This is a genomic window from Arthrobacter echini, assembly GCF_008107445.1.
Taxonomy (GTDB): domain Bacteria; phylum Actinomycetota; class Actinomycetes; order Actinomycetales; family Micrococcaceae; genus Arthrobacter_D; species Arthrobacter_D echini_A.
On sequence record NZ_VSLD01000002.1, the window covers coordinates 498,077 to 521,727 of the forward strand.

The following is a 23,651-nucleotide window of genomic DNA, read 5'->3' on the forward strand; positions in this document are numbered from 1 at the left end:
CCGCGAAGAGTCTAGTGGCCCGGTATGGCTGATTGGATTGTTCTTCGATCCTGTCACTACACTTGGACAGGGTCCGGACCCGGCGTCACGCCGATCCTGCCGACCGCTTCGCGCTCAGGGCAACTTACGGAAGAGGCGTATACGACGTGCCAGAACAGACCAGCCATCGTCTACCTGAAGAATTCGGCGGGAACGAGTGGCTTGTTGACGAGCTGTACGAGCAATTCCGCAAGGACCGCCACTCGGTGGACAAGAAGTGGTGGGAGCTGTTCGATTCCTTCGATGCCGACTCCGGCCATGACGATCAGCAGCAGACCCGCAAGAGCTCGGATGCACCGGCGGGAAAGACTCCCCGGCCCACCATGGCACCGACCGGGGACCGCGCACCTGCTGCGCCGAAATCGGATCCTCCCACGAGAGAACTGCCGGTCGTGAGGGCCGAGACGCAGGCCCCGAAGGCCTCGGGCGAGAGTCCCGCCAGTACGCAGCAGAGCGGCAAGCCCCCCGTGCCCAACGAGCCGGCGAAGAAAGCCGACGCGGCGGCGCGCAACGACAAGACCACCCCCATCCCGGCCCAGTTGCCGGCCTCCGACCGCTCCGATCAGATGGACGAGAACAAGGTCAGCGTGCTCCGGGGCCCCGCCAAGGCGATCGCCACCAACATGGAGGCCAGCCTCACGGTCCCCACCGCCACGAGTGTGCGGACCATCCCGGCGAAGCTCCTGATCGACAACCGGGTGGTCATCAACAGCAATCTGGCCCGGGCGCGCGGTGGCAAGGTCTCCTTCACGCACATCATCGGCTACGCGATCATCCGCGCGCTGGCACAGTTCCCGTCCCAGAACGTCTACTACGACGTCATCGAGGGGAAGCCGTCGTCCGTGCAGCCCGCGCACGTCAACTTCGGCCTGGCCATCGACATGCCCAAGCCCGACGGCACGCGTTCGCTCGTGGTGCCGAACATCAAGAAGGCCGAGACGCTGAACTTCTCGGAGTTCTGGACCGCCTACGAGGAACTCGTCAAGAAGGCCCGATCGGGCAAGCTCGGCGCGGACGACTACGCCGGCACCACCGTGTCCCTCACGAATCCGGGAGGCATCGGCACCGTCCACTCCGTCCCCCGGCTCTCCAAGGGGCAGGCCTGCATCATCGGCGCCGGTGCCCTCGAGTATCCGGCCGAGTTCCAGGGGTCGAGCGAGAAGACCCTGGCCAAGCACGCGATCAGCAAGACCATCACGCTGACCTCCACCTACGACCACCGGGTCATCCAGGGTGCCGGCAGCGGCGAGTTCCTGCGCATCATCCACCAGCTCCTGCTGGGTGAGCAGAATTTCTACGACGACATCTTCGAGTCCCTGCGGATCCCCTACGAGCCCGTGCGCTGGAGCGCGGACATCCAGGTGGACCCGATGGACCAGATCAACAAGGTGGCCCGGATCCAGCAGCTGATCCATGCCTACCGCGTGCGCGGCCACCTCATGGCGGACACGAATCCGCTGGAATACGTCCAGCGCAAGCACGCCGACCTCGACATCCTTACCCACGGCCTGACGCTCTGGGACCTGGATCGTGAGTGGCCCACCGGCGGCTTCGGCGGCAAGCCCATGCTCAAGTTCCGCACCATGCTCGGGGTCCTGCGCGATGCGTACTGCCGCACCACGGGCATCGAGTACATGCACCTGCAGGATCCGGTGGAGCGCCAGTGGTTCCAGGACGAGCTCGAGCACCCGTACTCCAAGCCCGACCGCGAGGAACAGCTGCGCATCCTGGAGAAGCTCAACTCCGCGGAGGCCTTCGAGACCTTCCTGCAGACGAAGTTCGTGGGGCAGAAGCGCTTCTCGCTCGAGGGTGGGGAATCCCTGATCCCCCTGCTCGATGCCGTTCTCTCCGGAGCGGCCGACGACGGCCTCGACGAGGTCGCGATCGGCATGGCCCACCGGGGACGGCTCAATGTCCTGACGAACATCGCCGGGAAGACCTACGCTCAGGTTTTCCGGGAGTTCGAGGGTACGCAGGATCCGCGGTCGGTCCAGGGCTCGGGTGACGTCAAGTACCACCTGGGCACCGAGGGGACCTTCACCTCCGACTCCGGCAACCGGACCAAGGTCTACCTCGCCGCGAATCCCTCGCACCTGGAGGCCGGTGATCCCGTCCTCGAGGGGATCGTCCGTGCCAAGCAGGATCTCCTCGACCAGGGCGAGAGCTTCCCGGTCCTTCCCATCCTGATCCACGGTGACGCAGCCTTCGCCGGTCAGGGCGTGGTGGCGGAGACCCTGAATCTCTCCCAGCTGCGGGGCTACCGCACGGGCGGCACCATCCACGTGATCGTGAACAACCAGGTGGGCTTCACCACGAGCCCCACCTCCTCGCGGTCCTCGGTGTACTCGACGGACGTCGCGAAGATGGTCCAGGCCCCGGTGTTCCACGTCAACGGGGACGACCCCGAGGCCGTGGTCCGGGTGGCCCAGTTGGCCTACCAGTTCCGGCAGCGGTTCAACAAGGACGTCGTTATCGACATGGTCTGCTACCGCCGCAGGGGCCACAACGAGGGTGACGATCCCTCCATGACGCAGCCCATGATGTACAACCTCATCGAGGCGAAGCGCTCGGTGCGCAAGCTCTACACCGAAGCACTCATCGGCCGCGGGGACATCACCCAGGACGAGGCCGAGCAGGCCCTGCGGGACTACCAGGAGCGGCTCGAGCGGGTCTTCGCCGAGACGCACGCCGCACAGACCTCCCCTATCCCGATCATCACCGACGACCTGCACTCCGTCGCCGATCTGGAACGGCCCTTCTCCCAGCAGACGGAGAGCGGGGAGCGCCCGGTGCCGCAGACGGCGATCAGCGCCGACCGGCTCGCGCAGATCGGCGCGGCTCACACGGCGATCCCCGAGGGGTTCACGGTGCACCCGAAGCTCAAGGCGCTCCTCGAGAAGCGGGAGCAGATGTCGCGCGAGGGTGGGATCGACTGGGGCTTCGGCGAGATGGCAGCCTTCGGCTCGCTCCTCACCGAGGGCGTCCCGGTGCGGCTCGCCGGCCAGGACTCGCGCCGTGGGACCTTCGTGCAGCGCCACGCCGTCTTCCATGACCGCGTGACCGGCCGCGAGTGGCTACCGCTGGACGACCTCGCCGAGGACCAGGCCCCGTTCATGATCTACGATTCGTTGCTCAGCGAGTTCGCAGCCATGGGCTTCGAGTACGGCTACTCGGTGGAGCGGCCCGACGCGCTCGTGATCTGGGAAGCGCAGTTCGGCGACTTCGTCAACGGCGCACAGACCATCATCGATGAGTTCATCAGCTCCGCGGAGCAGAAGTGGGGGCAGCGCTCCTCCCTCGTGCTGATGCTCCCGCACGGCTACGAGGGTCAGGGGCCCGACCACTCGTCCGCGCGGATCGAGCGGTTCCTCCAGATGTGCGCCGAGGAGAACATGGTGGTGGCCAACCCCAGCACCGCTGCCTCGCACTTCCACCTGCTGCGCCAGCACGCCTACCGGCGGCCGCGGAAGCCGCTGGTCATCTTCACCCCCAAGCAGCTGCTGCGCCTGAAGGCTGCGGCCAGCTCGGTCGAGGACTTCACCCAGGGCACCTTCCGGCCCGTCATCCCCGATGCGCTGCGCCCTGCGGGCGACGACGTGAAGCGCGTCATCCTGGTGTCGGGCAGGCTGTACTACGATCTCCTCTCGATGCGGGAGAAGCTCGACGACACCACGACGGCGATCGTCAGGGTGGAGCAGCTGTATCCCCTGCCGCGCGAGGAGATCACGGCGGTCCTGGCCGAGTATCCGCAGGCGGAGATCGTCTGGGCGCAGGACGAGCCTGCCAACCAGGGCGCCTGGCCCTTCATGGGGCTGCATCTTCCGCCGGAGGTCGACCGCCCCATCCGCCTGGCATCGCGACCCGCGTCGGCCTCCACCGCCACCGGGTCCGCGAAGAACCACGGCCTCGAGCAGGAGGTCCTGCTCAAGAAGGCCTTCGGGCGCTGACGCGGTACCCGTACGATGTCGGGTGGGGTCCAGATCCCACCCGACATCCCCATGCGCACGGGCGGGCCCCGATGCCGATCATCCGACGACCAGCACATCGAGGGACCAGTGGACTTACGCAGAATCCGGCTCGCAGCAGTGGGCGACGAACTCCTCGCCGGTCTCGGTGATCCCCGGTCCCTGGGCTGGATCGGTCGTGTACTCGCCCGGACCCGGCCGGACAACGCCTCGCTGGAGGCGTACACGCTCGCCGCTCCCGGTGAGGGCACGGAGGCACTGGCGAACCGCTGGCTCCCCGAAACCGGTCGGCGCTTCGCCGAAGGCTTCGAGAACCGACTGGTGATAGGCCTGTCGGACCGGGATCTCGATCTGGACCTGTCCACCGCACGAAGCAGGCTCAATCTTGCGAACGTCCTCGACGGCGCGTCCCAGATGAGCGTGAAGGCCCTCGTGGTCGGCCCGCCCCCGGGCCTCGACGCCGAGCGGAATCGTCGACTCGCTGATCTCTCCGCCGCGTTCGGTGACGTCACCACCCGGCGGAAGCACGTCTTCGTCGACACCTTCACCCCCCTCCTCGCGCACGAGCAATGGCGCAACGACCTCGCGGCCAACGGGGGCCTCCCGGGCCAGGCCGGCTACGGCCTCATGGCGTGGCTGGTGTTGCACCGCGGGTGGTACCAGTGGCTGGACATCCCAGCGCCCGAGTAGCCACAAGCCGGAAAGGCAGAGCCCGGGGACAGTCGATGTCGCCCCTTGGCTTTTTCGTGCCCGAAGGAGCGGCATCGCCGTGCCACCTCACATCTCGCCGCGATAACAAATCGGTGAGTGGTTGCTCACTGAGTGTCGAGGGCAACAATCATTCGCTATGCTTTCCCCGTGTGATCGCCGTCACGACGGTGGTCCGCTTCGGGGGACCTTCCTGTGTTCCTCGCACCCAGCACAGTAAGGACTATCGAATGCGTAACAAGCGCACCATGTCGCTCGCCGCTCTCTCCATCGGAGCCCTCATGCTCAGCGCGTGCGGTTCGGCCGGCGGAACCTCCGACTCCGACTCCGCCTCATCGTCTGGCTCGGACGAGAACCTGGCATCGACCATCACCATGGCGATCAGCCAGGCACCGACCGCCTACAACGGCAATACCGCAGCCACCAACGCGGTGTACAACACCTACGTCGACAACCTGACCTCAAGCGCCTTCGCCGCCTTCGCAGCCAGTGGCAATCTTGAGCGCAACGAGGACTTCGGGACCTACGAGAAGACCAGCGACGACCCGCTGACCGTGAAGTACACCATCAACGAGGATGCCGTCTGGTCCGACGGAACACCCATCGACTACGACGACGTCCTCCTGAGCTGGGCGGCGATGTCGGGTACGCACCCCACCGGCGAGACGGACGAGGAGACAGGCGCCGAGGCCGACCTCTTCCAGGCCTCTTCGACCAACGGCTTCGCCCAGCTGAAGATGATCGAGGGCGAGGCCGGCGACAAGGAGTTCGAGGCCGTCTTCGAGGACCCGTACGCCGACTGGGAAGCCATGTTCACCACAGGGCTCTTCATGCCGGCGCACATCGCCGCCGAGCAGGGCGGCCTGTCCGCCGATGGCGACGGCGCGGAACTCATCGACGCCATCAAGAACGACGACCGCGATGCCCTCACACCCGTGGCCGAGTTCTGGAACACCGGCTGGGCCTACGAGGCGGATCTGCCCTCTCTCCCGGACCCCGCCCTGCTGCCGTCCTCCGGCCCGTACAAGCTCGACAATGCCGTCAACGGCACCCTCACCGTCGTGAAGAACGACAAGTACTGGGGCGAGGAGCGGGAGGGCCAGACCGACACCATGGTCTTCAAGACCGTCGTCGACGAGGAGGCCGTCCAAGCCCTCCAGAACGGCGATGTGGACGTCATCGACCCCTCGAGCCCAACGGTGGACACCAAGACCGCCCTCGAGCAGATCGGCGAGACCGTCACCGTGGACACCGGGCAGTCGCTCACGTTCTCGCACGTGGATCTGGACCAGCGTCCGGGTGCCGTGTTCGAGGATCTGAAAGTGCGCCAGGCCTTCGCGGCCTGCATCCCCAGGGCCGACATGGTGGACAAGTTCGTCACCCCGGTGGACCCCGAGGGTTCAGTGCTGAATCTGCACGAGTACCAGCCTGCGCAGGAGGACTACCAGACCGTGCTCGACGGCGCCCCCGCCGCACAGGGCGACGGCGTGGCCGACCTCGAGAAGGCCAAGTCCCTCCTCGAGGAGGCCGGCAAGACCGAGCCCGTCAAGGTCTCCATGATGTTCGCCTCCACGAGCCAGCTGCGCGCCGACCAGGTTGCCCTGGTGAAGGATTCCTGCGACCAGGCGGGCTTCGAGATCACCCCGCAGCCCGAAGCCGAGTGGAGCGCCAAGCTCTCGCAGCCCGGTGCCTGGGACGCCGTGGTCTTCGGTTGGGCAGGCTCCGGTCTCGTGGCCTCGGGCCAGTCCATCTACGTCACCGGTGGCGAGCAGAACTTCGGCGGCTACACCAACGAGAAGGTCGACAGCCTCTGGGACGACATCGCGATGAACACGGACGCCGAGCAGGTCGTCCCGCTCAAGTCCGAGCTGGAGCAGATGCTCGCGGAGACGCAGTACAACGTGGTGCTCTACGCCAACCCGAACATCACGGCATACTCCTCGAAGCTCGAGGGAGTGGAGCAGAACCCCACGCAGACGGGTGTTACGTGGAACGCCTACAGCTGGACGAAGCAGAGCTGATCGCAGCTTCCGGTTGAACGCATGAGGACGGGCAGGCCCTCGGGCCTGCCCGTCCCTGTGCCCACTCTCGCCCTGACCTGAAGCGCCTCCTAGGAGCCCCGTGTTCTATTTCATCGCCAAGCGCACCGTCATCTCGTTCTTCATCATGCTCGCGGCCACCACCCTCATGTACTTCCTCACCATCTCCTCGGGCGATCCCTTCGAGGATCTGGGCGAGACGAGCGGTCCGGAGAAGGCCGCGACCATCGCGGCCCGTACCGCCGCCATGAATCTCGATGTGGCACCGATCCCCCGCTACTTCCTCTGGCTGCAGGACGTGGGTCACTGCCTCGTCCCCGGCGGCATCTCCTGCACACTCGGCCAGGATCGTACCGGGGCCGCGGTCCTTCCACAGCTCGAGAACGCCATGGGTTCCACACTGCGACTCGTCGTCGTCGCGACGGTCCTCGCCCTGGTCCTCGGCGTCGTCGTCGGGATCGTCACGGCGATCCGCCAGTACAGCACGTTCGACTACTCGATCACCTTCGTCTCGTTCCTGCTGTTCTCCCTGCCGCTGTTCTGGCTGTCCACCCTGCTCAAGCAGTATCTGGCCATCGACCTGAACACGTGGCTGGACAATCCCCAATTCTCTTATCTCACGATCGCCCTGATAGGGGTGGTCGCCGGCGTGATCTGGGCGGTCGTCGTCGGCGGCGACCGCCGGCGCAGACTGGTCGTCTTCGCCGTCGCCGCCGTGGCGACCGCGCTCGGGCTCTACCTGCTCCTCGTCACCGGCTGGTTCGTCACCCCCGGGTTCGGTGTGATCGGCATGCTCGTCTCCGCTGCGGGTATCGCCGTCCTGTGGACGGCACTGCTCGCAGGTTTCCGCCGTCGCCGTGTGCTCAACGCGGCTCTCGCTGCTGCCGGCGTGAGCTTCGCCGGCTACCTCGTGTCCATCCAGCTCCTGAACGATCCGAACTGGCTCGTGCTGGTCGCCCTGGTGGTCGTGCTGGCGATCATCTGCTACGTGGTGGCCGGTCTCATCGGCGGTCCGTTCCGCGCGCAGGCCGCGAGGATCGGGGTGGTGATCGCGGTCTCGATGAGCCTGCTGATCGTCGTGGATCGCCTGCTCCAGGCGTACCCCACGCTGTCGGCCAAGGCCGGCGGGCGCCCCATCCCCACCACCGGATCGCAGTCCGCGAATCTGGAGGGCACCTTCTGGGAGATCAATCTCGACTACGCGCTGCACCTGATCCTGCCCACGATCGCCCTGACGCTGATCTCCTTCGCCACCTACACCCGGTACACCCGGGCCAGTCAGCTGGACGTCATGAACCAGGACTACATTCGCACCGCGAGGGCCAAGGGCCTGAGCGAGCGCACGGTCCTGGTCAAGCATGCGTTCCGCAACGCGATGATCCCCATCACCACCCTCATGGCCTTCGACTTCGCAGGTGTACTGGGTGGCGCGGTGATCACCGAGCAGGTCTTCGGCTGGAACGGCATGGGCAAGCTCTTCGTCGACGGCATCAATGCCGTGGACCCGGGGCCGGTCATGGCGTTCTTCCTCGTGGTGGGCACCGCAGCAGTGCTGTTCAACATGCTGGCCGACATCGCCTACGCCTTCCTCGACCCGCGCATCACCCTGAGCTAGGACATCCCCATGAGCAAGAATGACAAGCAGCGGGACGATTCCCGCCCGTCCGTCGAGCTGTCGGAGCTGACCCTGCTGAGCCAGGACTCCGACATCGCCGGCTCCCCCCGCACCCGGGACCAGACGGCGCGGGTCCAGACCGAGGCCAAGAGCCAGGGCAAGCTGATCCGCGAGCGGTTCTTCCGGCACAAGGGAGCCCTCGCCGGCATCACGCTCCTGGTGCTGGTCTTCGTCCTGGCCTTCAGCTCCATCGGGTTCGCCGGGATCCCCGGTTGGTGGGACAAGGAGTACGACGTCCTGGCCGACCGCTTCAACGAGGGCAGGCCCACCCTCACGCTGTGGCCTTTCAGTCTCGGCGAGCATCCCTTCGGGCAGGACGTCCTGGGCCGCGACTACTTCGCCCTGACCATGCGCGGCACGCAGACCTCGCTCATCATCGCCTTCATCGTGGGACTCGTGGCCATGGTCATCGGCACCACCGTCGGTGCGATCGCCGGGTACTTCCGAGGCTGGACCGAGGCGTTCCTCATGCGCATCACCGACGTCGTCATCACCATCCCCACGCTGGTCATCGCCGCCGCGGTGGCGGGAATCGTCGCGAAGGCGGGCATCGTCCCGTTCGCCCTGTTCCTCGGTGTGGTCACGTGGACGGGCCTGGCACGGCTGGTCCGCGGCGAGTTCCTGTCCCTGCGGGAGAAGGAGTTCGTCGAATCGGCCAAATCGGTGGGCGCGAGTTCCACCCGCATCATCTTCCGCCATATCCTCCCGAACACGGTGGGCGTCATCATCGTCTCGACGACGCTCGCCATCTCGGGCGCAATCCTCCTGGAGACGGCGCTGAGCTATCTGGGGCTCGGCGTCTCGGCCCCGGACACCTCCCTCGGCAAGGCCATCAACGACAATCGGTCCGCCCTCACGGTGCGGCCCTGGCTGTTCCTGTGGCCCGGCGCGTTCATCATCGGGATCGCCCTGGCGGTCAACTTCATCGGCGACGGCCTCCGCGACGCGTTCGATCCCAAGCAGACAAGGGTGAAGCAGTAATGAGTTCCAGCACAGCCGTCATCTCCGACGAACAGACCCCTGTCCATAGCGGTCCCATCCTCGAGGTCTCGGGGCTGGGCGTCGAGTTCAACGTCGACAACGAGTGGGTCATGGCCGCAGAGAACGTCTCCTACGAGATCCGTCCCGGTGAGATCCTCGCGATCGTCGGTGAATCCGGCTCCGGCAAGAGCATGTCCTCACTGGCCCTGCTCGGCCTGCTCCCCCGCAACGGGCGCTGCTCGGGCAGCGCGAAGATGCAGGGCAACGAACTGATCGGCGCTCCGCAGAGTACGCTCCGGAAGATCCGCGGCAACGACATCGCCATGATCTTCCAGGAACCCATGACGGCCCTGAACCCCGTGCTGACCGTGGGGGAACAGATCCGCGAAGCCATCGAGCAGCACACCGAGCTCTCCCCCGCCGATGCCAAGAAACGCGCCATCGAACTGCTCCTGATGGTCGAGATACCCGAGGCCGAACGGCGCTACGACTCCTATCCGCACCAGTTCTCGGGCGGTCAGCGGCAACGCGCCATGATCGCCATCGCCCTGGCGAACGACCCGATGCTGCTCATCGCGGACGAACCGACGACGGCGCTCGATGTGACGGTGCAGGCCGAGGTGCTGGATCTGCTGCGCACGCTCAACAAACGACTCAACAGCGCCATTCTCCTCATCACACACGACATGGGCGTGGTGGCCGATCTCGCCGATCACGTGGTGGTCATGGAGAAGGGCAGGATCGTCGAGGCTGCGCCGACCGCGCAACTGTTCGCGTCCCCCACCCAGGACTACACGAAACAGCTCCTCGGCGCCGTTCCCCACCTCGGCTCGAAGGTAGGCGGGGTCCTGTCCGACGTCGAGGTCGTGGACGGGCGCCTGCAGATCCACGAGGAGTACGCCGAGGAGGCCCGGCGCGCGCAGGCCGACCACACCGCCTCCGGCGTGGAGCCGGCCCTCCAACTCGTGGACGTCGACATCGAGTATCCGGGCCGCTTCCGCCAACCGGCCTTCAAGGCTGTCAGCGGGGTGTCGATCACCATCAATCCCGGAGAGGTCATGGGCCTGGTGGGCGAATCGGGGTCGGGCAAGTCGACTATAGCGCGTGCCGTCACAGGACTGATCAGGACCTCCGGCGGCAGTATCTCCATCAACGGGACGGACATCACCACCCTCAGCGCACGCAAGCTCAAGCCGCTGCGCAAGAGATTCGCGATCGTCTTCCAGGACCCTGCGGCATCCCTGAATCCGCGACTGTCCATCGGCGACAGCATCGGCGAGCCATTGCTTCTCCACGAGAAGCTCGGACGTGAGGAGCTCGACAAGCGTGTGGCCGGCCTTCTGGAGGACGTCCAGCTGCCGGTCGCCTTCCGCAACAGGTATCCGCACGAGCTCTCCGGTGGGCAGCGACAGCGCGTGGGTATTGCGCGTGCACTGTCCCTGCGCCCGGATCTGCTCGTCGCCGACGAGCCCACCTCCGCACTCGATGTCTCGGTGCAGGCCGCGGTGCTCGAGCTGCTGCAGGAACTGCAGCGGGAGCGTGGCTTCGCCTGCCTCTTCGTGAGCCACGACCTCGCCGTCGTCGAGCTCCTGGCGAGCCATATCGCCGTCCTCAACAAGGGCCGGCTCGTGGAGCAGGGCAGCACGGAGCAGATTCTCAAGTATCCGAGGGACCCCTACACGCGCCGCCTGCTCGCGGCGGCTCCCGTGCCCGATCCGCAGGAGCAGTCCAAGCGCCGTGAGCAGCGCTCGATCATCCTGGCCGCCGGGGCCACCGAGTAGGGCCGGGCGCCAGGGCCACCGGGTGGGCCGCGCGGTCGGCCTCGAAACGTGAGGAGCCCCTGTCGTACGCGACAGGGGCTCCTCACGTTTCCAGCCGGTGATCGATCAGTGGCGGAAGACGATCTTGCCGAAGACCTCGCCGTTCAGCATGCGCCGGAATCCGTCGGCCGCGTTCTCGAGGGGAAGGACGGTGTCGATCACCGGGCGGACACCGGTCGCGACGAGGAAGCGGGTGAGCCGCAGCATCTCCTCCCGTGTCCCCATGGTGGAGCCCAGCACCCGGAGCTGGAGGAAGAACACCCGATTCAGATCGGCCGACGGCGCAGGGCCGCTCGTCGCGCCGCAGGTCACCACGGTACCGCCCGGAATGAGAGAGCGGAGGGAATGGGCCCAGGTGGCCTCACCCACCGAGTCGAAGACGACATCCACGCGCTCCGGCAGGCGCGCACCGGCGTCGAACACCTGATCCGCCCCGAGGTTCAGCGCGCGCTGCCGCTTCGCCTCGCTCCGGCTCGTCGCCCAGACCCGGAAGCCCGCAGCCGATGCCAGGGCGATCACGGCGGATGCCACCCCGCCCCCGGCACCCTGCACGAGCACTGTCGATCCCGGCACTGCGGGTGAGACGGTGAAAAGCATGCGGTATGCGGTGAGCCAGGCCGTGGGCAGGCAGGCGGCCTCCTCGAAGGACAGCTCCGCAGGTTTGGGAACGAGATTGCGCTCCGGGACCCAGACGTAGTCCGCCATGGTCCCGGGGTGCCGTTCCGAGAGCAGGGAGCGTGTGGGGTCGAGGGTCTCGTCGCCGCGCCACTCGGGCGAGGACACGACGCCGTGGACGATCACCTCGTTGCCGTCGTCGTCGATCCCGGCCGCGTCGCAGCCGAGAATCATCGGCAGTCGCTCCTCGGGAAGCCCCACGCCTTGCAGTGACCACAGGTCGTGGTGGTTGAGGCTGGAGGCGACAACCTTGACCCGCCGGAAGCCCTCCGGTGCGGACGCCACGTCCAGCTCCCCGACGGTGAGGCCGGCGAGGGGATGGTCTGCGGACTGGGTGGCAGCATAGACCGCGCGCATACGTGAGCTCCTTCGGTGGCGGATGATTCTCCTCATCCTAGGTGAGCGTATGCGGCGCGTCACCGGCGGTATGGGATACTTGGATGCAGTCCCGCGGTTCCAGAACGTCAGAAGGAGAGAGCCATGAGCAAGCGAGCACGGAAGAAGCGCGATCGGAAGCGCAGCAACGCGAACCACGGTAAGCGCCCCAACGCCTGACCAGGGGTCAGCAGTAACGGGAGAACCTCCGGCACCCATGGTGCCGGAGGTTCTTTCGTTGAGCTGGGTCGTGGCTGGGTCGCCCTACCGCTGCATCAGTGGTCCACGGTCTTGAGGTGATTGATGCGCCCCAGGATGTCCGCCTTCAGCGTGGCCGGGGCCACCTCGGTGCAGGAACGCTTGACCACCGAGCGGATCACGCACTCGAGATCATGCTCTTCGGCGCACTGGGGGCATCCGTCCAGATGATCCTTGATCTCCACGAGGTCCTGGTGGGAGAGTGCACCGTCCAGGTACTCGTACAGCCGTTCGATCCTCGAGTCGGCGCAGTCGCCGAGGCTCTCGCAATCGCTCATTTCGTCGTCTCCTGTTCCTTGCCCGCCGGAGCCGCGACCTTCGACGCGGCAGCACTTCCTTCACTGGTTCCTGCAGTACCCGCCGTACCTCGCCCGAGTCCACGCTCGTAGGCGTACTCGGCGAGGATCTCGCGCAGCAGCTTGCGCCCACGATGCAGCCGGGACATGACCGTGCCGATCGGGGTGTTCATGATCTCGGCGATCTCCTTGTACGCGAAGCCCTCCACGTCGGAGAAGTACACCGCGAGGCGGAAGTCCTCCGGAATGGCCTGCAGTGCACGCTTTACATCCGAGTCGGGGAGGTGATCGAGTGCCTCCACCTCGGCGGACCGCAGCCCGGCGGACGTGTGCTCGGCGGCCTTGGCGAGCTGCCAGTCCTCGATGGTGTCCGAGTGCGACTGCAACGGTTCACGCTGCCGCTTGCGGTACAGGTTGATGTACGTGTTGGTGAGGATCCGGTACAGCCAGGCCTTCAGGTTGGTTCCCGGCCGGTACTGGTGGAATGCGGAGAACGCCTTCGTGTAGGCCTCCTGCACCAGGTCCTCGGCATCGCTGGGATTGCGCGCCATACGCATGGCCGCCGAGTAGAGCTGGTCGACGTACTGCATGGCGTCGCGCTCGAACCGCGCCTTGCGGTCGCTGTCCGACTCCGTGGAGACGTCCAGCTGGGCGTCCTCGGCCTGATTGCTGCCTGCGGGGGCTGTTGTATTCATCGAGCTGAAGTCTACTCGTCCGCGCTGTCGCGGCACCGTGCCGACCACGCGCCGTGGCGCCGTCGACAACTGGAAATCCGGCCTCTCGACCGTCGTGGTGCGTGTACTCGTCATCCGTGTCACCTCTTTCCGTTACTCCTGGTCCAACCTCTTCACCGGTCCCCTTATTCCGGTTCGACCGTTCCTCTCCCTCTGTCGGGGCCCGGAGATCGCCCCCGTCCCGGCGGCCATGTCAAACTAGACTCAGCATGCTTGGTACAACACAATCGAGCCCGGCACAGGCCGCCGGGAACCTGGAGGCAGTTATGACCCTTGTCCGTGTACTCGCCCGACCCCTCATCGCCAGCAGTTTCGTGTTCTCGGGTGTGGAGCGCCTCCGCACGGCCGGCGCCACCGCCCCGCAGCTCAAGCCCGTTCTCGCCGGTGTCACCAAGGTTGTCCCCTCCGCCGCGGCCGTGACCGGCAACGAGAAGCTCGTGGGCCAGGTGCTCGGCGCCACCCAGATCGGGGCAGCCCTGCTGCTGGGCATCGGCCGGTTCTCCCGGTTCTCCGCCCTGCTCCTGACGGTCACGACGACGGTGAACACACTGGTGGACTACCGCTCCGCGGACTCCGCCACGCCCGAGGACAAGAAGGCCCGGCGCTCGCAGCTGCTGAAGAACCTCTCCCTCATCGGTGCTGTGCTGCTGGCCTCGGTCGACACCAACGGACGGCCCGGCGTGGCCTGGCGCGCCGGTCACCTCGCCACGGGCGCCCGCAAGAACGCGGTGGGCCTGGGCAAGGATGCACGCAAGCAGCTGCAGAAGGCTGACAAAGCCGTGCGCAAGACCGCCTCCGACGTCGTCGGTTCCTAGCCACGTGCCGGCACCATCGGGTGGGGTCGCGGGGCACGGGCTGTGGCCGGCGCCCCACCTGACGGGCCCGGTGGACGCGGAGATCTCCATCCCGGGATCCAAGTCGCTCACCAATCGTTTCCTGGTCCTCGCGGCACTGGCCGACGGGCCGAGCATCATCAGGAGACCGCTCCACTCACGTGACACCGCGCTGATGATCGCGGCTCTGGAGGAGCTCGGGGCGGTCATCGACGAGCTCCCGGCGCACGCGGACCCGGGCTCCGGGCCCGATCTGCGCGTGAGCCCGCTGCCGGACACCACGGCCGATACCTCGCGGTCCATCGACTGCGGGCTCGCCGGGACCGTGATGCGGTTCGTGCCGCCCCTGGCCGCGCTGGTCCGCGGCGTCACCGTGTTCGACGGCGATCCCCACGCACGCCGTCGTCCCATGGGGAGCACCATCGCCGCCCTCCGCGGGCTCGGGATCGGCGTGGACGACGCCGGGACCGGCAGCCTCCCGTTCTCCCTCCACGGGGAGGGGAGGGTCGACGGCGGCCGGCTCGTCATCGACGCCTCCGCGTCCTCACAGTTCGTCTCCGCCCTCCTGCTCGTGGGTGCCCGTTTCACCGACGGGCTGCATCTCGAGCACATGGGCGGGCCCGTGCCGAGCTTCGACCACATCCGGATGACCGTGGAGGTGCTGCGCTCCGCCGGCGTCACGGTCGACGACTCCGAGCCGAACCACTGGCGGGTCTCCCCCGGAAGCATCCGCGCCTTCGACGTCGCCGTCGAACCCGATCTCTCCAACGCCGGCCCCTTCCTCGCCGCCGCCGTCGTCACGGGTGGAACCGTCCGTGTGCGGAACTGGCCCGTCGGCACCACGCAGGTCGGCGATCGCTGGCGGGAGATCCTGCCGCTCATGGGGGCGTCGGCAGAGCTCGACGGGGATCTCCTCACCGTCACCGGCGGATCCTCCCTGCGCGGCGGGGTCTTCGCGGAGACGTCCGAACTCGCACCCACCGTCGCTGCCTTGTGCGCCCTGGCGACGACGCCGTCCACCCTCACCGGCATCGCCCACCTGCGCGGGCACGAGACGGACAGGCTCGCAGCCCTCGTGGCCGAAATCAATGCCCTGGGCGGCGATGCGGAGGAGACGGCCGACGGCCTGCTGATCCGGCCGGCCCCGCTGCACGGGGGCGTCTTCCACACCTATGACGATCACCGCATGGCGACCGCGGGGGCCATCGTGGGCCTGGCAGTGGAGGGCGTCGAGGTGGAGAACATCGGTACCACGGCCAAGACCATGCCCGACTTCCCCGAGCGCTGGGCCACCGTGACCGGCACGCACGCTCCGGCGGAGAGTCCGACACGCGCGGAGCCCGTCGTATGAGCGAGGCCGGGAACCGCCGCGGCTCGCGGGCCTGGGACGAGTCGGACGTCCGGATCCGGCCCAACAAGAAGGGCACCCGCCCCCGCACCAAGAACCGCCCCGCCTACGAGGACGCCGTGACCGGCCGGATCGTGACCGTGGATCGCGGCCGCTACACCGCCGTGGTCGACGAGGACACCGCGCAGGAGCGGATCGTCGTCGCCGCGCGTGCCCGCGAGCTGCGCCGTGAGCCCGTGGTTGCCGGAGATCTCGTGGCACTCGTCGGGGACCTCTCCGGAGGACCGGACTCGCTGGCCCGCCTCGTGCGCATCCAGGAGCGCCGCACGGTCCTGCGCCGGAGCGCGGACGACACCGATCCCGTGGAGCGCGTGGTCGTCGCCAACGCGGACCAGCTGGTCATCGTTGTCGCTGCCGCCAATCCCGAGCCGCGAACGGGCTTCATCGACCGCGCGCTCGTGGCGGCCTACGACGCCGGGATCGAGCCGCTGCTGTGCATCACCAAGGCGGATCTGCGGGATCCGACGGAGCTGCTCGCCAACTACGAGCACCTCGATCTGCGCGTGATCGTCAGCAGGACGGACGACGGCGTGGGCGTCGAGACCACCTCCGACGACGGCGACTCCGCCCGGCTCTCCCACGGCGCCGTGGACGCCCTCCGGGCCGAGCTCGACGGCCAGGTGAGCGTGCTGCTCGGCCACTCGGGTGTCGGGAAATCGACCATGGTGAATGCGCTGACGGGCTCCGCGCGCGCCACGGGCGGCGTGAACGCGGTGACGGGCAGGGGACGCCACACCTCGTCGTCGGCCCTGGCCCTGAAGGCTGCCGACGCCTCCGCCGGGACCTGGATCATCGACACACCGGGTATCAGGAGCTTCGGGTTGGCCCACGTGGACGCCGACCGGATCCTGCAGGCCTTCCCCGATCTGGAGCCGGGCACGGAGCGCTGCGAACGCGGGTGCCTCCACGATGCCAACGCCGTCCATTGCGGACTCGACAGCTTCGTGGAGGAGGGACTCGCCGGCGACTCCGGGCCGGTCAGGCTGGCCAGCCTGCGCCGCCTGCTCAGCGCCGGGAGCGCCGACCCGCGCGGCTCGGCCCACGACGCCAAGGAGCTCGGACACCAGTGATACAGCCGATCGCTGATAGACTCAGGAACGTTGTTGTTTGCGCATTATGATTCTGAGCCTTGACCCTCCACCTGGAGTTCGACAGCTTGTGACGATAAGCGGGTAACGAACACCACGATGAGCCCCGAACGTCGGGGCACTCAAGGTAAGGAAGTACAGCATGGCTACTGGCACAGTGAAATGGTTCAACGCCGAAAAGGGCTTCGGCTTCATCGCTCCCGATGACGGCGGCGCGGATGTCTTCGCCCACTTCTCGGCGATCAACTCGAACGGCTACCGTTCACTCGACGAGAACCAGAAGGTCGACTTCGAGACCACCCAGGGCCCCAAGGGTCCCCAGGCCGAGAACATCACCGTTCTCTAGTCTTCCCCGTGCCGCTTCGCGCGGCGCAGGACGGAAAGCCACCGCAGGGCGCGAGCCCGCGGTGGCTTTCCGCTGTCCGCACCCGATGCGGCCCACTCCTGACTGCCGCGCCGGGGCACGGGAAGCGCCGGTCGAGACGATAGGTTGATCGATATGAGTTACACGCAGGGCTACAACGACGATCTCCGGCTCGCCCACATCATGGCCGACTCGGTGGACGACCAGACCATGTCCCGTTTCAAGGCGCTCGATCTGCGGATCGAGACGAAACCCGATCTGACGCCCGTCACCGACGCCGACAAGAGCGCGGAGAACGCGATCCGCGGTCAGCTCTCGCGGGCCAGGCCCCGCGATGCCATCCTGGGCGAGGAGTTCGGCAGCACCGGCTCCGGCTCCCGCCAGTGGGTGATCGATCCCATCGACGGCACCAAGAACTTCATCCGCGGGGTCCCCGTGTGGGCAACCCTGATCTCCCTGATCGACGAGGGCCGGCCCGTGGTCGGTCTCGTGAGTGCTCCGGCGCTGGGCAAGCGCTGGTGGGCCGCGGAGGGAACGGGCGCGTACTCCGGCAAGTCCCTCGCCGCCGCGCAACGCCTGCGCGTCTCGAACGTCTCCCGCCTCGCCGACGCCTCCCTCTCCTACTCCAGCCTGTCGGGCTGGCGCGAGCGCGGCGCACTCGCCCGTTTCGTGGACCTGACCGATCAGGTGTGGCGATCGCGCGCGTACGGTGACTTCTGGTCCTACTGCATGGTGGCGGAGGGCGCGGTGGAGATCGCGTGCGAACCGGAACTCAATCTTCACGACATGGCGGCCCTCGTTCCCATCGTGACCGAGGCGGGTGGTCGCTTCACCTCGCTCGACGGCGAGGACGGACCCTTCGGCGGCAACGCGCTGGCCACCAACGGCACCCTCCACAGTGACGTGCTGCGGATCCTCAATCCCGACGTGGATGACCTGCTCTAGCGCCTTCCCCGACGTCCCCGGTTGCCACCGATGACGTCCGGACCCCGCCTCGGCGGCGAGCGCCGCCTCGATCTGGCGAGCGCCTATCTGTCGGGGGCCGACCGCTACGCCCGGGTACGCCCCGGCTACCCTGCCGGGATCGTGGACTGGATCGTGCCCGACGACGCCGCGGATGCGGCCGACGTCGGGGCCGGCACCGGGATCTTCACGGGCCTCCTCGCGGACCGCGGACTGCGTGTGAGCGCCGTGGACCCGTCTGAGGCGATGCTGGCTGTCCTCTCCCGGCAGCTGCCCGGGGTGCCCGTGATCCTCGGAACCGCCGAGGAGTCGTTCCTGCCCACGGCCGCCGTGGACCTGGTCACACTGGCGCAGGCCTGGCACTGGTGCGATCATCCTGCCGCGGCCGCCGAGGCCGCGCGCGTGCTGCGTCCAAGCGGCCGCCTCGCGGTGGTGTGGAACCAGCTGGACGTCTCGCGGCCGTGGGTCCACCGGCTCTCGCGCATCATGCACGCCGGTGACGTCTACTCCCCCGCGTACCGTCCGGAGTTCGGATCGCTCTTCGCACCGCCCGAGGAGCTCCTGATCCGCTGGACCCAGGAGCTGACGGTGTCCGACGTCGTCGACCTGGCGCGCTCCCGCAGCTATTACCGCCGGGCCTCACCCGAGCTGCGGGCACGCGTGGAAGCGAATCTGCTGTGGTACCTCACGGATCATCTGGCGTTCGCGCCCGATGCCCGCCTGGAACTGCCCTACTACACCCATGCCTGGCGTGCGACGAAGAACGCAGTGGAGGAGTGTGCGCCGCAGCGCTATATTTAGGCATGCCTAAATATCTGCGGTCGACTGCACGCCGGAGGCTCTCCGCCGGCGCCTGTCTGTCGATCCTGGGCATCCTGCTGACGGGGTGCGCTGCCCCGGCGCCGCCCCAGGACACCGATGGGCGCCCGCTGGTGCTGACCACCTTCTCCGTCCTCGCGGACCTGGCCGACGAGGTCGGTGGAGGCCACGTACGGGTGGAGTCGATCACGAAGATCGGAGCGGAGATCCACGGCTACGAGCCCACGCCGTCGGACCTCGTCGGCGCCCAGGACGCCGATCTCATCCTGGACAACGGGCTGGGGCTCGAGCGCTGGTTCGCACGTTTCCTCAATTCCGTCGACGCACCCCACGTGGTCCTGTCGGAGGGTGTGGATCCGGTGGACATCCGCTCCGGGGACTACTCGGGCCTGCCCAATCCACACGCCTGGATGTCCCCGGTGGCGGCGCAGACCTACGTGGCGAACACCGTGGCCGCGCTGTCCGACCTCGATCCTGCCCACGCTGCCGAGTACGAGGCGAACGGCCGGAGACTCACGATCGAGTTGGAGGAGATCGCCACGGACTTCCGCGCCGGACTGCAGGGCGCGGCGGCGGAGGCACTGGTCACGTGCGAGGGTGCCTTCTCCTACCTGGCACGGGACGTCGGCCTCCGGGAGGCCTTCATCTGGCCCGTCAACTCCGACGCCGAAGGAACCCCGCGTCAGATCCGGGAGGTCATCGACTTCGTCACCGAACACGACGTGCCCACCGTCTTCTGCGAGTCGACCATCAATCCCTCCGCCCAGGAACAGGTCGCCGCGGCGACCGGCGCCACTCTGGGCGGCACCCTCTACGTCGATTCGCTCTCCGAGGCGGACGGCCCCGTGCCGGGCTTCCTCGACCTCATCCGCTACGACCTGCGCGTCATCACCGAAGGACTCGCCCCATGACCATGACGGACACGCAGCGCTCCACGCCCGTGATCGAGGTGGACCGCCTCGGCGTCACCTACGGGCAGGTCCGCGCGCTCCAGGATGTGAGCCTCTCCCTGGCACCGGGCAGGATCTGCGCCCTGATCGGCGTCAACGGCTCCGGGAAGTCCACGCTCTTCAAGGCACTGATGGGACTCGTGGCACCGGATACCGGCGGGGTCTCGCTCTTCGGCCTGCCGATCGCCGACGCCCGCAAGCGCCAGCTCGTGGCATACATGCCCCAGACCGAGGACGTCGACTGGACCTTCCCCGTCTCGGTGGCCGATGTGGTCACGATGGGGATCTACGGCCGCCTGGGGCTCACCCGACGGCTGCGCGAGGCGGACCGCGCCGCCGTCGACCTCGCACTGGAACGGGTTGGACTGGCCGATCTGCGGCGCCGACAGATCGGCCAGCTCTCGGGGGGCCAGCGCAAGCGCGTCTTCATCGCCCGGAGCATCGCCCAGGACGCACGGCTGCTATTGCTCGACGAACCGTTCGCGGGGGTCGACAGGACGAGCGAGCGCACCATGGTCAGCCTGCTCAAGACCCTGCGTGACGAAGGACGCTCGGTCCTGGTCTCCACCCACGATCTCGCGGGCGCCCCGGCGCTGAGCGACGAGGCCATCCTCCTGCACGGCAGCGTCCTGGCCCACGGTCATCCCTCCGAGGTCCTCACCCCGGACAATCTCGCCCGCGCCTTCGGCCAGGCGACCATCACCACCCCGGAAGACGAGGTCTGACATGGATGTCCTGGCGTTCCTCCTCGAACCCCTCCAGTACGGGTTCCTCACGCGCGCCCTCGCGGTCACCCTCGCCGCCGCCGTCGTCGCCGCCGTCCTGTCCTGCTGGCTCATCCTCATGGGCTTCTCGCTCATGGGCGATGCCGTCTCCCACGCCGTCCTGCCCGGCGTGGCCCTCGCCTACATCGTGGGGATCCCCTTCTCCATCGGTGCGTTCGTCTTCGGGGCCGGTGCCGTGGCCCTCATCGGGATCGTCCGCTCCACCACACGGCTGAAGGCGGACACGGTGATCGGCGTCGTCTTCACCGCGCTCTTCGCCTCGGGCCTGGCGATCGTCTCGGCCACGCCGTCGCAGATCGACCTCATGCACATCCTGTTCGGGAACGTCCTCGGCGTCTCGGCGGGCGAGGTCTGGCAGGTGCTGGTCCTCGGGGCCGTCACGCTGGCGGTCCTGCTGCTCAAACGGCGCGACCTCACACTGCTCGCCTTCGACCGAACCCATGCACACGTGATCGGGATCAACACCCGCAGGCTCTCGGCCCTGCTGCTCGGACTCCTCGCGCTGACCGTCGTCGTGGGCCTCCAGGCCGTGGGCATCATCCTCGTCGTCGCCATGCTCGTGACCCCCGGTGCCACCGCGTTCCTGCTCACGCGCAGCTTCGACCGCATGCTCGTCCTCTCGGTCTCGCTCACCGTCGTCGCGTCGGTGGCCGGCATCTATGCCAGCTACTACCTGGACATCTCCACGGGGGCCGCGGTGGTGCTGTGCCAGGCACTGGTCTTCACCGTGGTGTACCTCGTGGCACGGCCGGACGGACTGCTCTGGCAGCTGGGGCGCCGCCTGCGCTCGGGTAGGGCCAGGCGCAGCGGCTCCCCGGCACGGACCAGCGGCACCGTCGACGCGGTCCTGCCCGGCGACCCACTGCCGGGCCATGTGAGGACCGGCCATCCACGGTCCGGCAACGCACGCTCCTCGGACGCCTGATGGTCACGCGGCGCGGCCATGTGCTGAGCATCGAATCCACGAGCGTGCAGGACTACGTCAAGGTCCTGTACACCTCCACCGAGTGGCGGGGCGGCGCCATCACCGCATCCCACCTGGCCACCCGCCTGTCCGTTGCGAACTCCTCCGTCACGGGCATGGTGGCCAAGCTGGTCGACCTGCGGCTTGCGGAGCACCGCAAGTACGGCCCCATCAGCCTCACCCCCTCCGGCCGCACGCTCGCGCTGGCCATGGTGCGCCGGCACCGGCTCATCGAGACCTTCCTCGTCCGCGAGCTCGGGTACGGCTGGGACGAGGTGCACGACGAGGCGGAGCTGCTCGAGCACTCGGTCTCGGCCGCCTTCATCGAGCGGCTCGACGCGAAACTGGGGCATCCGACGCGGGATCCGCACGGAGACCCGATTCCCGCCCGGGACGGCTCCGTGCTGTACCCCGAGGCGTGCCGCCTCGATGCCCTGGAGGACGGTCGGAGGGGTCCCCTGGTCCGCGTGAGCGACGACGACCCGGGCATTCTGCGCTTCCTCGACCGGCACGGCATCACCCTCGACGAGGAGCTCGGGTTCTCGCACGGCGCCGGATCCCGCCCGGAGCTCGTCGTGGGGGGTGCTGCCACGCCGTTGGTGGTCGATCCCGCGCTCCCGGCCGCGCTGTGGATCGGGACGGAGGGGTCCCTGGCGGAGCGAGCGGTGGAACGGACCGCGTCCTGAGTCCGTCGTCCTGAATCGCGCCGCCACGGTGTCCGCTCCTAGACTGATCGGGTACCTCCACGCCCTGCCCCTACCCCCGGAACCGGAGCCACTCCATGACCTCTCTCGGCCTTGAGGAGGAGTACCTGCTCCTCGACCCGGACTCCGGACTGCCGGCGGATCACGCGGCCGAGGTCCAGGAACTGCTCGAGGCTCATCCCGGGGTGACGCCCGAGGAGATCCAGCGCGAACTGCTGTCCTGCCAGATCGAGACGGCCACCCCGGTCTGCCAGAGCCTGGCCGAGGCGGAGGGGGCCCTGCTGAACTTCCGCCGCACCCTGGCGGAGTCGGCGTCGAGCGTGGGCAGCATCGCCGCCGCGACCGCGACGGCTCCGTGGATCCACCAGGACTACCCGTCGCTCACGGACAAGCAGCGCTACGAGGATCTCAGGGTGAGCGCCCCGGGCATCGTGGGCGACCAGTTCGTCAACGGCCTGCACGTGCACGTCGAGATCCCGGACCAGGAGAGCGGCATCCGGGCCCTGAACCGCATCCGTCCGTGGATCCCCCTGCTGACCGCCCTGAGCGTCAATTCCCCGTTCTGGCTGGGGCGCGACAGCGGCTTCGGGAGCTGGCGCGTGATCCACTACCGCCGGTGGGCCGTGCAGGGCATCCCGCCCGTGTTCGCCGACGTCGCCGACTACGAGCGTCGCATCACGCGACTCAGCAGCACCGGCGCCATCCTCGACCGCGGGGTCCTCACGTGGGTGGCGCGGCTCTCCGACACCTTCCCCACGATCGAGCTCCGGGCCTGCGACGTGCAGCTCGAGGCCCGCGACTCCGTGCTCCTCGGCGCGCTCACGCGGGCCCTCGTGGTCACGGCGCTGGGTGAGGCGACGGCGGACACTCCCCCAGTGGAGCCTGATCCCGAGCTGCTGGATGCGTCATTGTGGCAGGCTGCACGGGACGGGATGCAGCACCACCTCATGGACCTGCGCACGGCGGAACCCGTGCCGGCCGACCGGCTCCTCGGGTCGTTCCTCGACCACGTGGGACCGGCCCTGGAGTCGGAGGGCGATCTCGCGGACGTGACGGCGGGACTGGCCATCATCGCGGAGCAGGGCACCGGCTCGGAGCGGCAGCGGCGGGCACTGCACGACGGCGGCATGACAGCCCTGCTGTCCCTCTACAGGGAATCGCTCACCGGGGAGCAGTGATGGGCTGTACGTCGAGCAGAGGCGAGGCGC

21 protein-coding genes are annotated in these 23,651 nt (G+C 67.9%); 18 read left to right on the forward strand and 3 right to left on the reverse strand.

All coding sequences use genetic code 11. The features are described from left to right. Nucleotides 1-146: 146 nt before the first annotated feature. From FQ377_RS06940 to FQ377_RS06965, 6 genes are all read left to right on the forward strand, one after another. Nucleotides 147-3,986 (forward strand): multifunctional oxoglutarate decarboxylase/oxoglutarate dehydrogenase thiamine pyrophosphate-binding subunit/dihydrolipoyllysine-residue succinyltransferase subunit, encoded by a 3,840-nt coding sequence (locus FQ377_RS06940; protein WP_148600492.1) that lies wholly within the window; start codon nucleotides 147-149, stop codon nucleotides 3,984-3,986. Nucleotides 3,987-4,094: 108 nt separating this feature from the next. Then, nucleotides 4,095-4,694, forward strand: coding sequence for a GDSL-type esterase/lipase family protein (locus FQ377_RS06945; RefSeq protein WP_148600493.1), 600 nt, complete (start codon nucleotides 4,095-4,097; stop codon nucleotides 4,692-4,694). Between the two features lie 248 nt (nucleotides 4,695-4,942). Continuing rightward, on the forward strand, nucleotides 4,943-6,733 hold the full coding sequence (locus FQ377_RS06950; RefSeq protein WP_187393275.1) for an ABC transporter family substrate-binding protein: 1,791 nt from the start codon (nucleotides 4,943-4,945) through the stop codon (nucleotides 6,731-6,733). A 100-nt stretch (nucleotides 6,734-6,833) separates the two neighbouring features. After that, entirely contained in the window at nucleotides 6,834-8,366 is a 1,533-nt protein-coding gene (locus FQ377_RS06955) for an ABC transporter permease (protein WP_148600495.1), read from the forward strand. 9 nt (nucleotides 8,367-8,375) lie between these two features. Further along, nucleotides 8,376-9,407 carry an ABC transporter permease gene (locus FQ377_RS06960; RefSeq protein ID WP_148600496.1) on the forward strand — a complete coding sequence of 344 codons (1,032 nt, stop codon included), beginning with the start codon at nucleotides 8,376-8,378 and terminating at the stop codon, nucleotides 9,405-9,407. Then, nucleotides 9,407-11,188, forward strand: coding sequence for an ABC transporter ATP-binding protein (locus tag FQ377_RS06965; protein ID WP_148600497.1), 1,782 nt, complete (start codon nucleotides 9,407-9,409; stop codon nucleotides 11,186-11,188). Before FQ377_RS06960 ends, FQ377_RS06965 begins: the two co-directional genes overlap by 1 nt. Nucleotides 11,189-11,293: 105 nt before the next feature. Here the strand turns inward: FQ377_RS06965 and FQ377_RS06970 are convergent, their stop codons facing one another. Continuing rightward, the gene (locus tag FQ377_RS06970) at nucleotides 11,294-12,259 is read right to left on the reverse strand and encodes a zinc-binding dehydrogenase (protein WP_148600498.1); all 966 of its coding nucleotides are present in this window, start codon (nucleotides 12,257-12,259) and stop codon (nucleotides 11,294-11,296) included. Nucleotides 12,260-12,382: 123 nt separating this feature from the next. Between FQ377_RS06970 and FQ377_RS15285 the strand changes: the two genes are divergently transcribed. Next, nucleotides 12,383-12,457, forward strand: coding sequence for a 50S ribosomal protein bL37 (locus FQ377_RS15285; RefSeq protein WP_148600564.1), 75 nt, complete (start codon nucleotides 12,383-12,385; stop codon nucleotides 12,455-12,457). A 95-nt stretch (nucleotides 12,458-12,552) separates the two neighbouring features. On the opposite strand, the gene rsrA is transcribed toward FQ377_RS15285, so the two are convergent. Both rsrA and FQ377_RS06985 read right to left on the reverse strand, forming a co-directional pair. Then, the gene (gene rsrA / locus FQ377_RS06980) at nucleotides 12,553-12,813 is read right to left on the reverse strand and encodes a mycothiol system anti-sigma-R factor (protein ID WP_148600499.1); all 261 of its coding nucleotides are present in this window, start codon (nucleotides 12,811-12,813) and stop codon (nucleotides 12,553-12,555) included. Next, nucleotides 12,810-13,526, reverse strand: a complete 717-nt coding sequence (locus tag FQ377_RS06985) for a sigma-70 family RNA polymerase sigma factor (protein WP_187393285.1) — start codon at nucleotides 13,524-13,526, stop codon at nucleotides 12,810-12,812. Before FQ377_RS06985 ends, rsrA begins: the two co-directional genes overlap by 4 nt. Nucleotides 13,527-13,831: 305 nt before the next feature. On the opposite strand from FQ377_RS06985, the gene FQ377_RS06990 reads away from it, so the two are divergent. From FQ377_RS06990 to FQ377_RS07040, 11 genes are all read left to right on the forward strand, one after another. Beyond that, nucleotides 13,832-14,380, forward strand: a complete 549-nt coding sequence (locus FQ377_RS06990; RefSeq protein WP_148600501.1) for a DoxX family membrane protein — start codon at nucleotides 13,832-13,834, stop codon at nucleotides 14,378-14,380. Between the two features lie 4 nt (nucleotides 14,381-14,384). Continuing rightward, nucleotides 14,385-15,749: a 3-phosphoshikimate 1-carboxyvinyltransferase gene (aroA, locus tag FQ377_RS06995; RefSeq protein WP_395858471.1), complete on the forward strand. Its 1,365-nt coding sequence runs from the start codon at nucleotides 14,385-14,387 to the stop codon at nucleotides 15,747-15,749. Continuing rightward, nucleotides 15,746-16,876 (forward strand): ribosome small subunit-dependent GTPase A, encoded by a 1,131-nt coding sequence (gene rsgA / locus FQ377_RS07000; RefSeq protein WP_148600503.1) that lies wholly within the window; start codon nucleotides 15,746-15,748, stop codon nucleotides 16,874-16,876. The genes aroA and rsgA overlap by 4 nt, the downstream gene beginning before the upstream one ends. Before the next feature lie 160 nt (nucleotides 16,877-17,036). Further along, nucleotides 17,037-17,240 carry a cold-shock protein gene (locus FQ377_RS07005; RefSeq protein ID WP_136454193.1) on the forward strand — a complete coding sequence of 68 codons (204 nt, stop codon included), beginning with the start codon at nucleotides 17,037-17,039 and terminating at the stop codon, nucleotides 17,238-17,240. A 153-nt stretch (nucleotides 17,241-17,393) separates the two neighbouring features. Beyond that, nucleotides 17,394-18,203 (forward strand): histidinol-phosphatase, encoded by an 810-nt coding sequence (gene hisN, locus FQ377_RS07010; RefSeq protein ID WP_148600504.1) that lies wholly within the window; start codon nucleotides 17,394-17,396, stop codon nucleotides 18,201-18,203. A gap of 30 nt (nucleotides 18,204-18,233) precedes the next feature. Further along, nucleotides 18,234-19,022, forward strand: coding sequence for a class I SAM-dependent methyltransferase (locus FQ377_RS07015; RefSeq protein ID WP_148600505.1), 789 nt, complete (start codon nucleotides 18,234-18,236; stop codon nucleotides 19,020-19,022). 2 nt (nucleotides 19,023-19,024) lie between these two features. Further along, entirely contained in the window at nucleotides 19,025-19,951 is a 927-nt protein-coding gene (locus FQ377_RS07020; protein WP_148600506.1) for a metal ABC transporter substrate-binding protein, read from the forward strand. Beyond that, entirely contained in the window at nucleotides 19,948-20,715 is a 768-nt protein-coding gene (locus FQ377_RS07025; RefSeq protein WP_262364317.1) for a metal ABC transporter ATP-binding protein, read from the forward strand. Before FQ377_RS07020 ends, FQ377_RS07025 begins: the two co-directional genes overlap by 4 nt. Before the next feature lies 1 nt (nucleotide 20,716). Next, nucleotides 20,717-21,700 (forward strand): metal ABC transporter permease, encoded by a 984-nt coding sequence (locus tag FQ377_RS07030; RefSeq protein WP_148600507.1) that lies wholly within the window; start codon nucleotides 20,717-20,719, stop codon nucleotides 21,698-21,700. Next, the gene (locus tag FQ377_RS07035) at nucleotides 21,700-22,425 is read left to right on the forward strand and encodes a metal-dependent transcriptional regulator (RefSeq protein ID WP_148600508.1); all 726 of its coding nucleotides are present in this window, start codon (nucleotides 21,700-21,702) and stop codon (nucleotides 22,423-22,425) included. The genes FQ377_RS07030 and FQ377_RS07035 overlap by 1 nt, the downstream gene beginning before the upstream one ends. Before the next feature lie 95 nt (nucleotides 22,426-22,520). After that, on the forward strand, nucleotides 22,521-23,621 hold the full coding sequence (locus FQ377_RS07040; RefSeq protein ID WP_148600509.1) for a carboxylate-amine ligase: 1,101 nt from the start codon (nucleotides 22,521-22,523) through the stop codon (nucleotides 23,619-23,621). Nucleotides 23,622-23,651: the final 30 nt, after the last annotated feature.

Bases quoted from the DNA above. Each gene is read 5' to 3' on its own strand.
- FQ377_RS06950 (WP_187393275.1), top strand. From the start codon at position 4,943: ATGCGTAACAAGCGCACCATGTCGCTCGCCGCTCTCTCCATCGGAGCC.
- FQ377_RS06960 (WP_148600496.1), top strand. From the start codon at position 8,376: ATGAGCAAGAATGACAAGCAGCGGGACGATTCCCGCCCGTCCGTCGAG.
- FQ377_RS06965 (WP_148600497.1), top strand. From the start codon at position 9,407: ATGAGTTCCAGCACAGCCGTCATCTCCGACGAACAGACCCCTGTCCAT.
- FQ377_RS06970 (WP_148600498.1), bottom strand. From the start codon at position 12,259: ATGCGCGCGGTCTATGCTGCCACCCAGTCCGCAGACCATCCCCTCGCC.
- rsrA (WP_148600499.1), bottom strand. From the start codon at position 12,813: ATGAGCGATTGCGAGAGCCTCGGCGACTGCGCCGACTCGAGGATCGAA.
- FQ377_RS06985 (WP_187393285.1), bottom strand. From the start codon at position 13,526: ATGAATACAACAGCCCCCGCAGGCAGCAATCAGGCCGAGGACGCCCAG.
- FQ377_RS06990 (WP_148600501.1), top strand. From the start codon at position 13,832: ATGACCCTTGTCCGTGTACTCGCCCGACCCCTCATCGCCAGCAGTTTC.
- rsgA (WP_148600503.1), top strand. From the start codon at position 15,746: ATGAGCGAGGCCGGGAACCGCCGCGGCTCGCGGGCCTGGGACGAGTCG.
- FQ377_RS07005 (WP_136454193.1), top strand. From the start codon at position 17,037: ATGGCTACTGGCACAGTGAAATGGTTCAACGCCGAAAAGGGCTTCGGC.
- hisN (WP_148600504.1), top strand. From the start codon at position 17,394: ATGAGTTACACGCAGGGCTACAACGACGATCTCCGGCTCGCCCACATC.
- FQ377_RS07015 (WP_148600505.1), top strand. From the start codon at position 18,234: ATGACGTCCGGACCCCGCCTCGGCGGCGAGCGCCGCCTCGATCTGGCG.
- FQ377_RS07020 (WP_148600506.1), top strand. From the start codon at position 19,025: ATGCCTAAATATCTGCGGTCGACTGCACGCCGGAGGCTCTCCGCCGGC.
- FQ377_RS07025 (WP_262364317.1), top strand. From the start codon at position 19,948: ATGACCATGACGGACACGCAGCGCTCCACGCCCGTGATCGAGGTGGAC.
- FQ377_RS07030 (WP_148600507.1), top strand. From the start codon at position 20,717: ATGGATGTCCTGGCGTTCCTCCTCGAACCCCTCCAGTACGGGTTCCTC.
- FQ377_RS07035 (WP_148600508.1), top strand. From the start codon at position 21,700: ATGGTCACGCGGCGCGGCCATGTGCTGAGCATCGAATCCACGAGCGTG.
- FQ377_RS07040 (WP_148600509.1), top strand. From the start codon at position 22,521: ATGACCTCTCTCGGCCTTGAGGAGGAGTACCTGCTCCTCGACCCGGAC.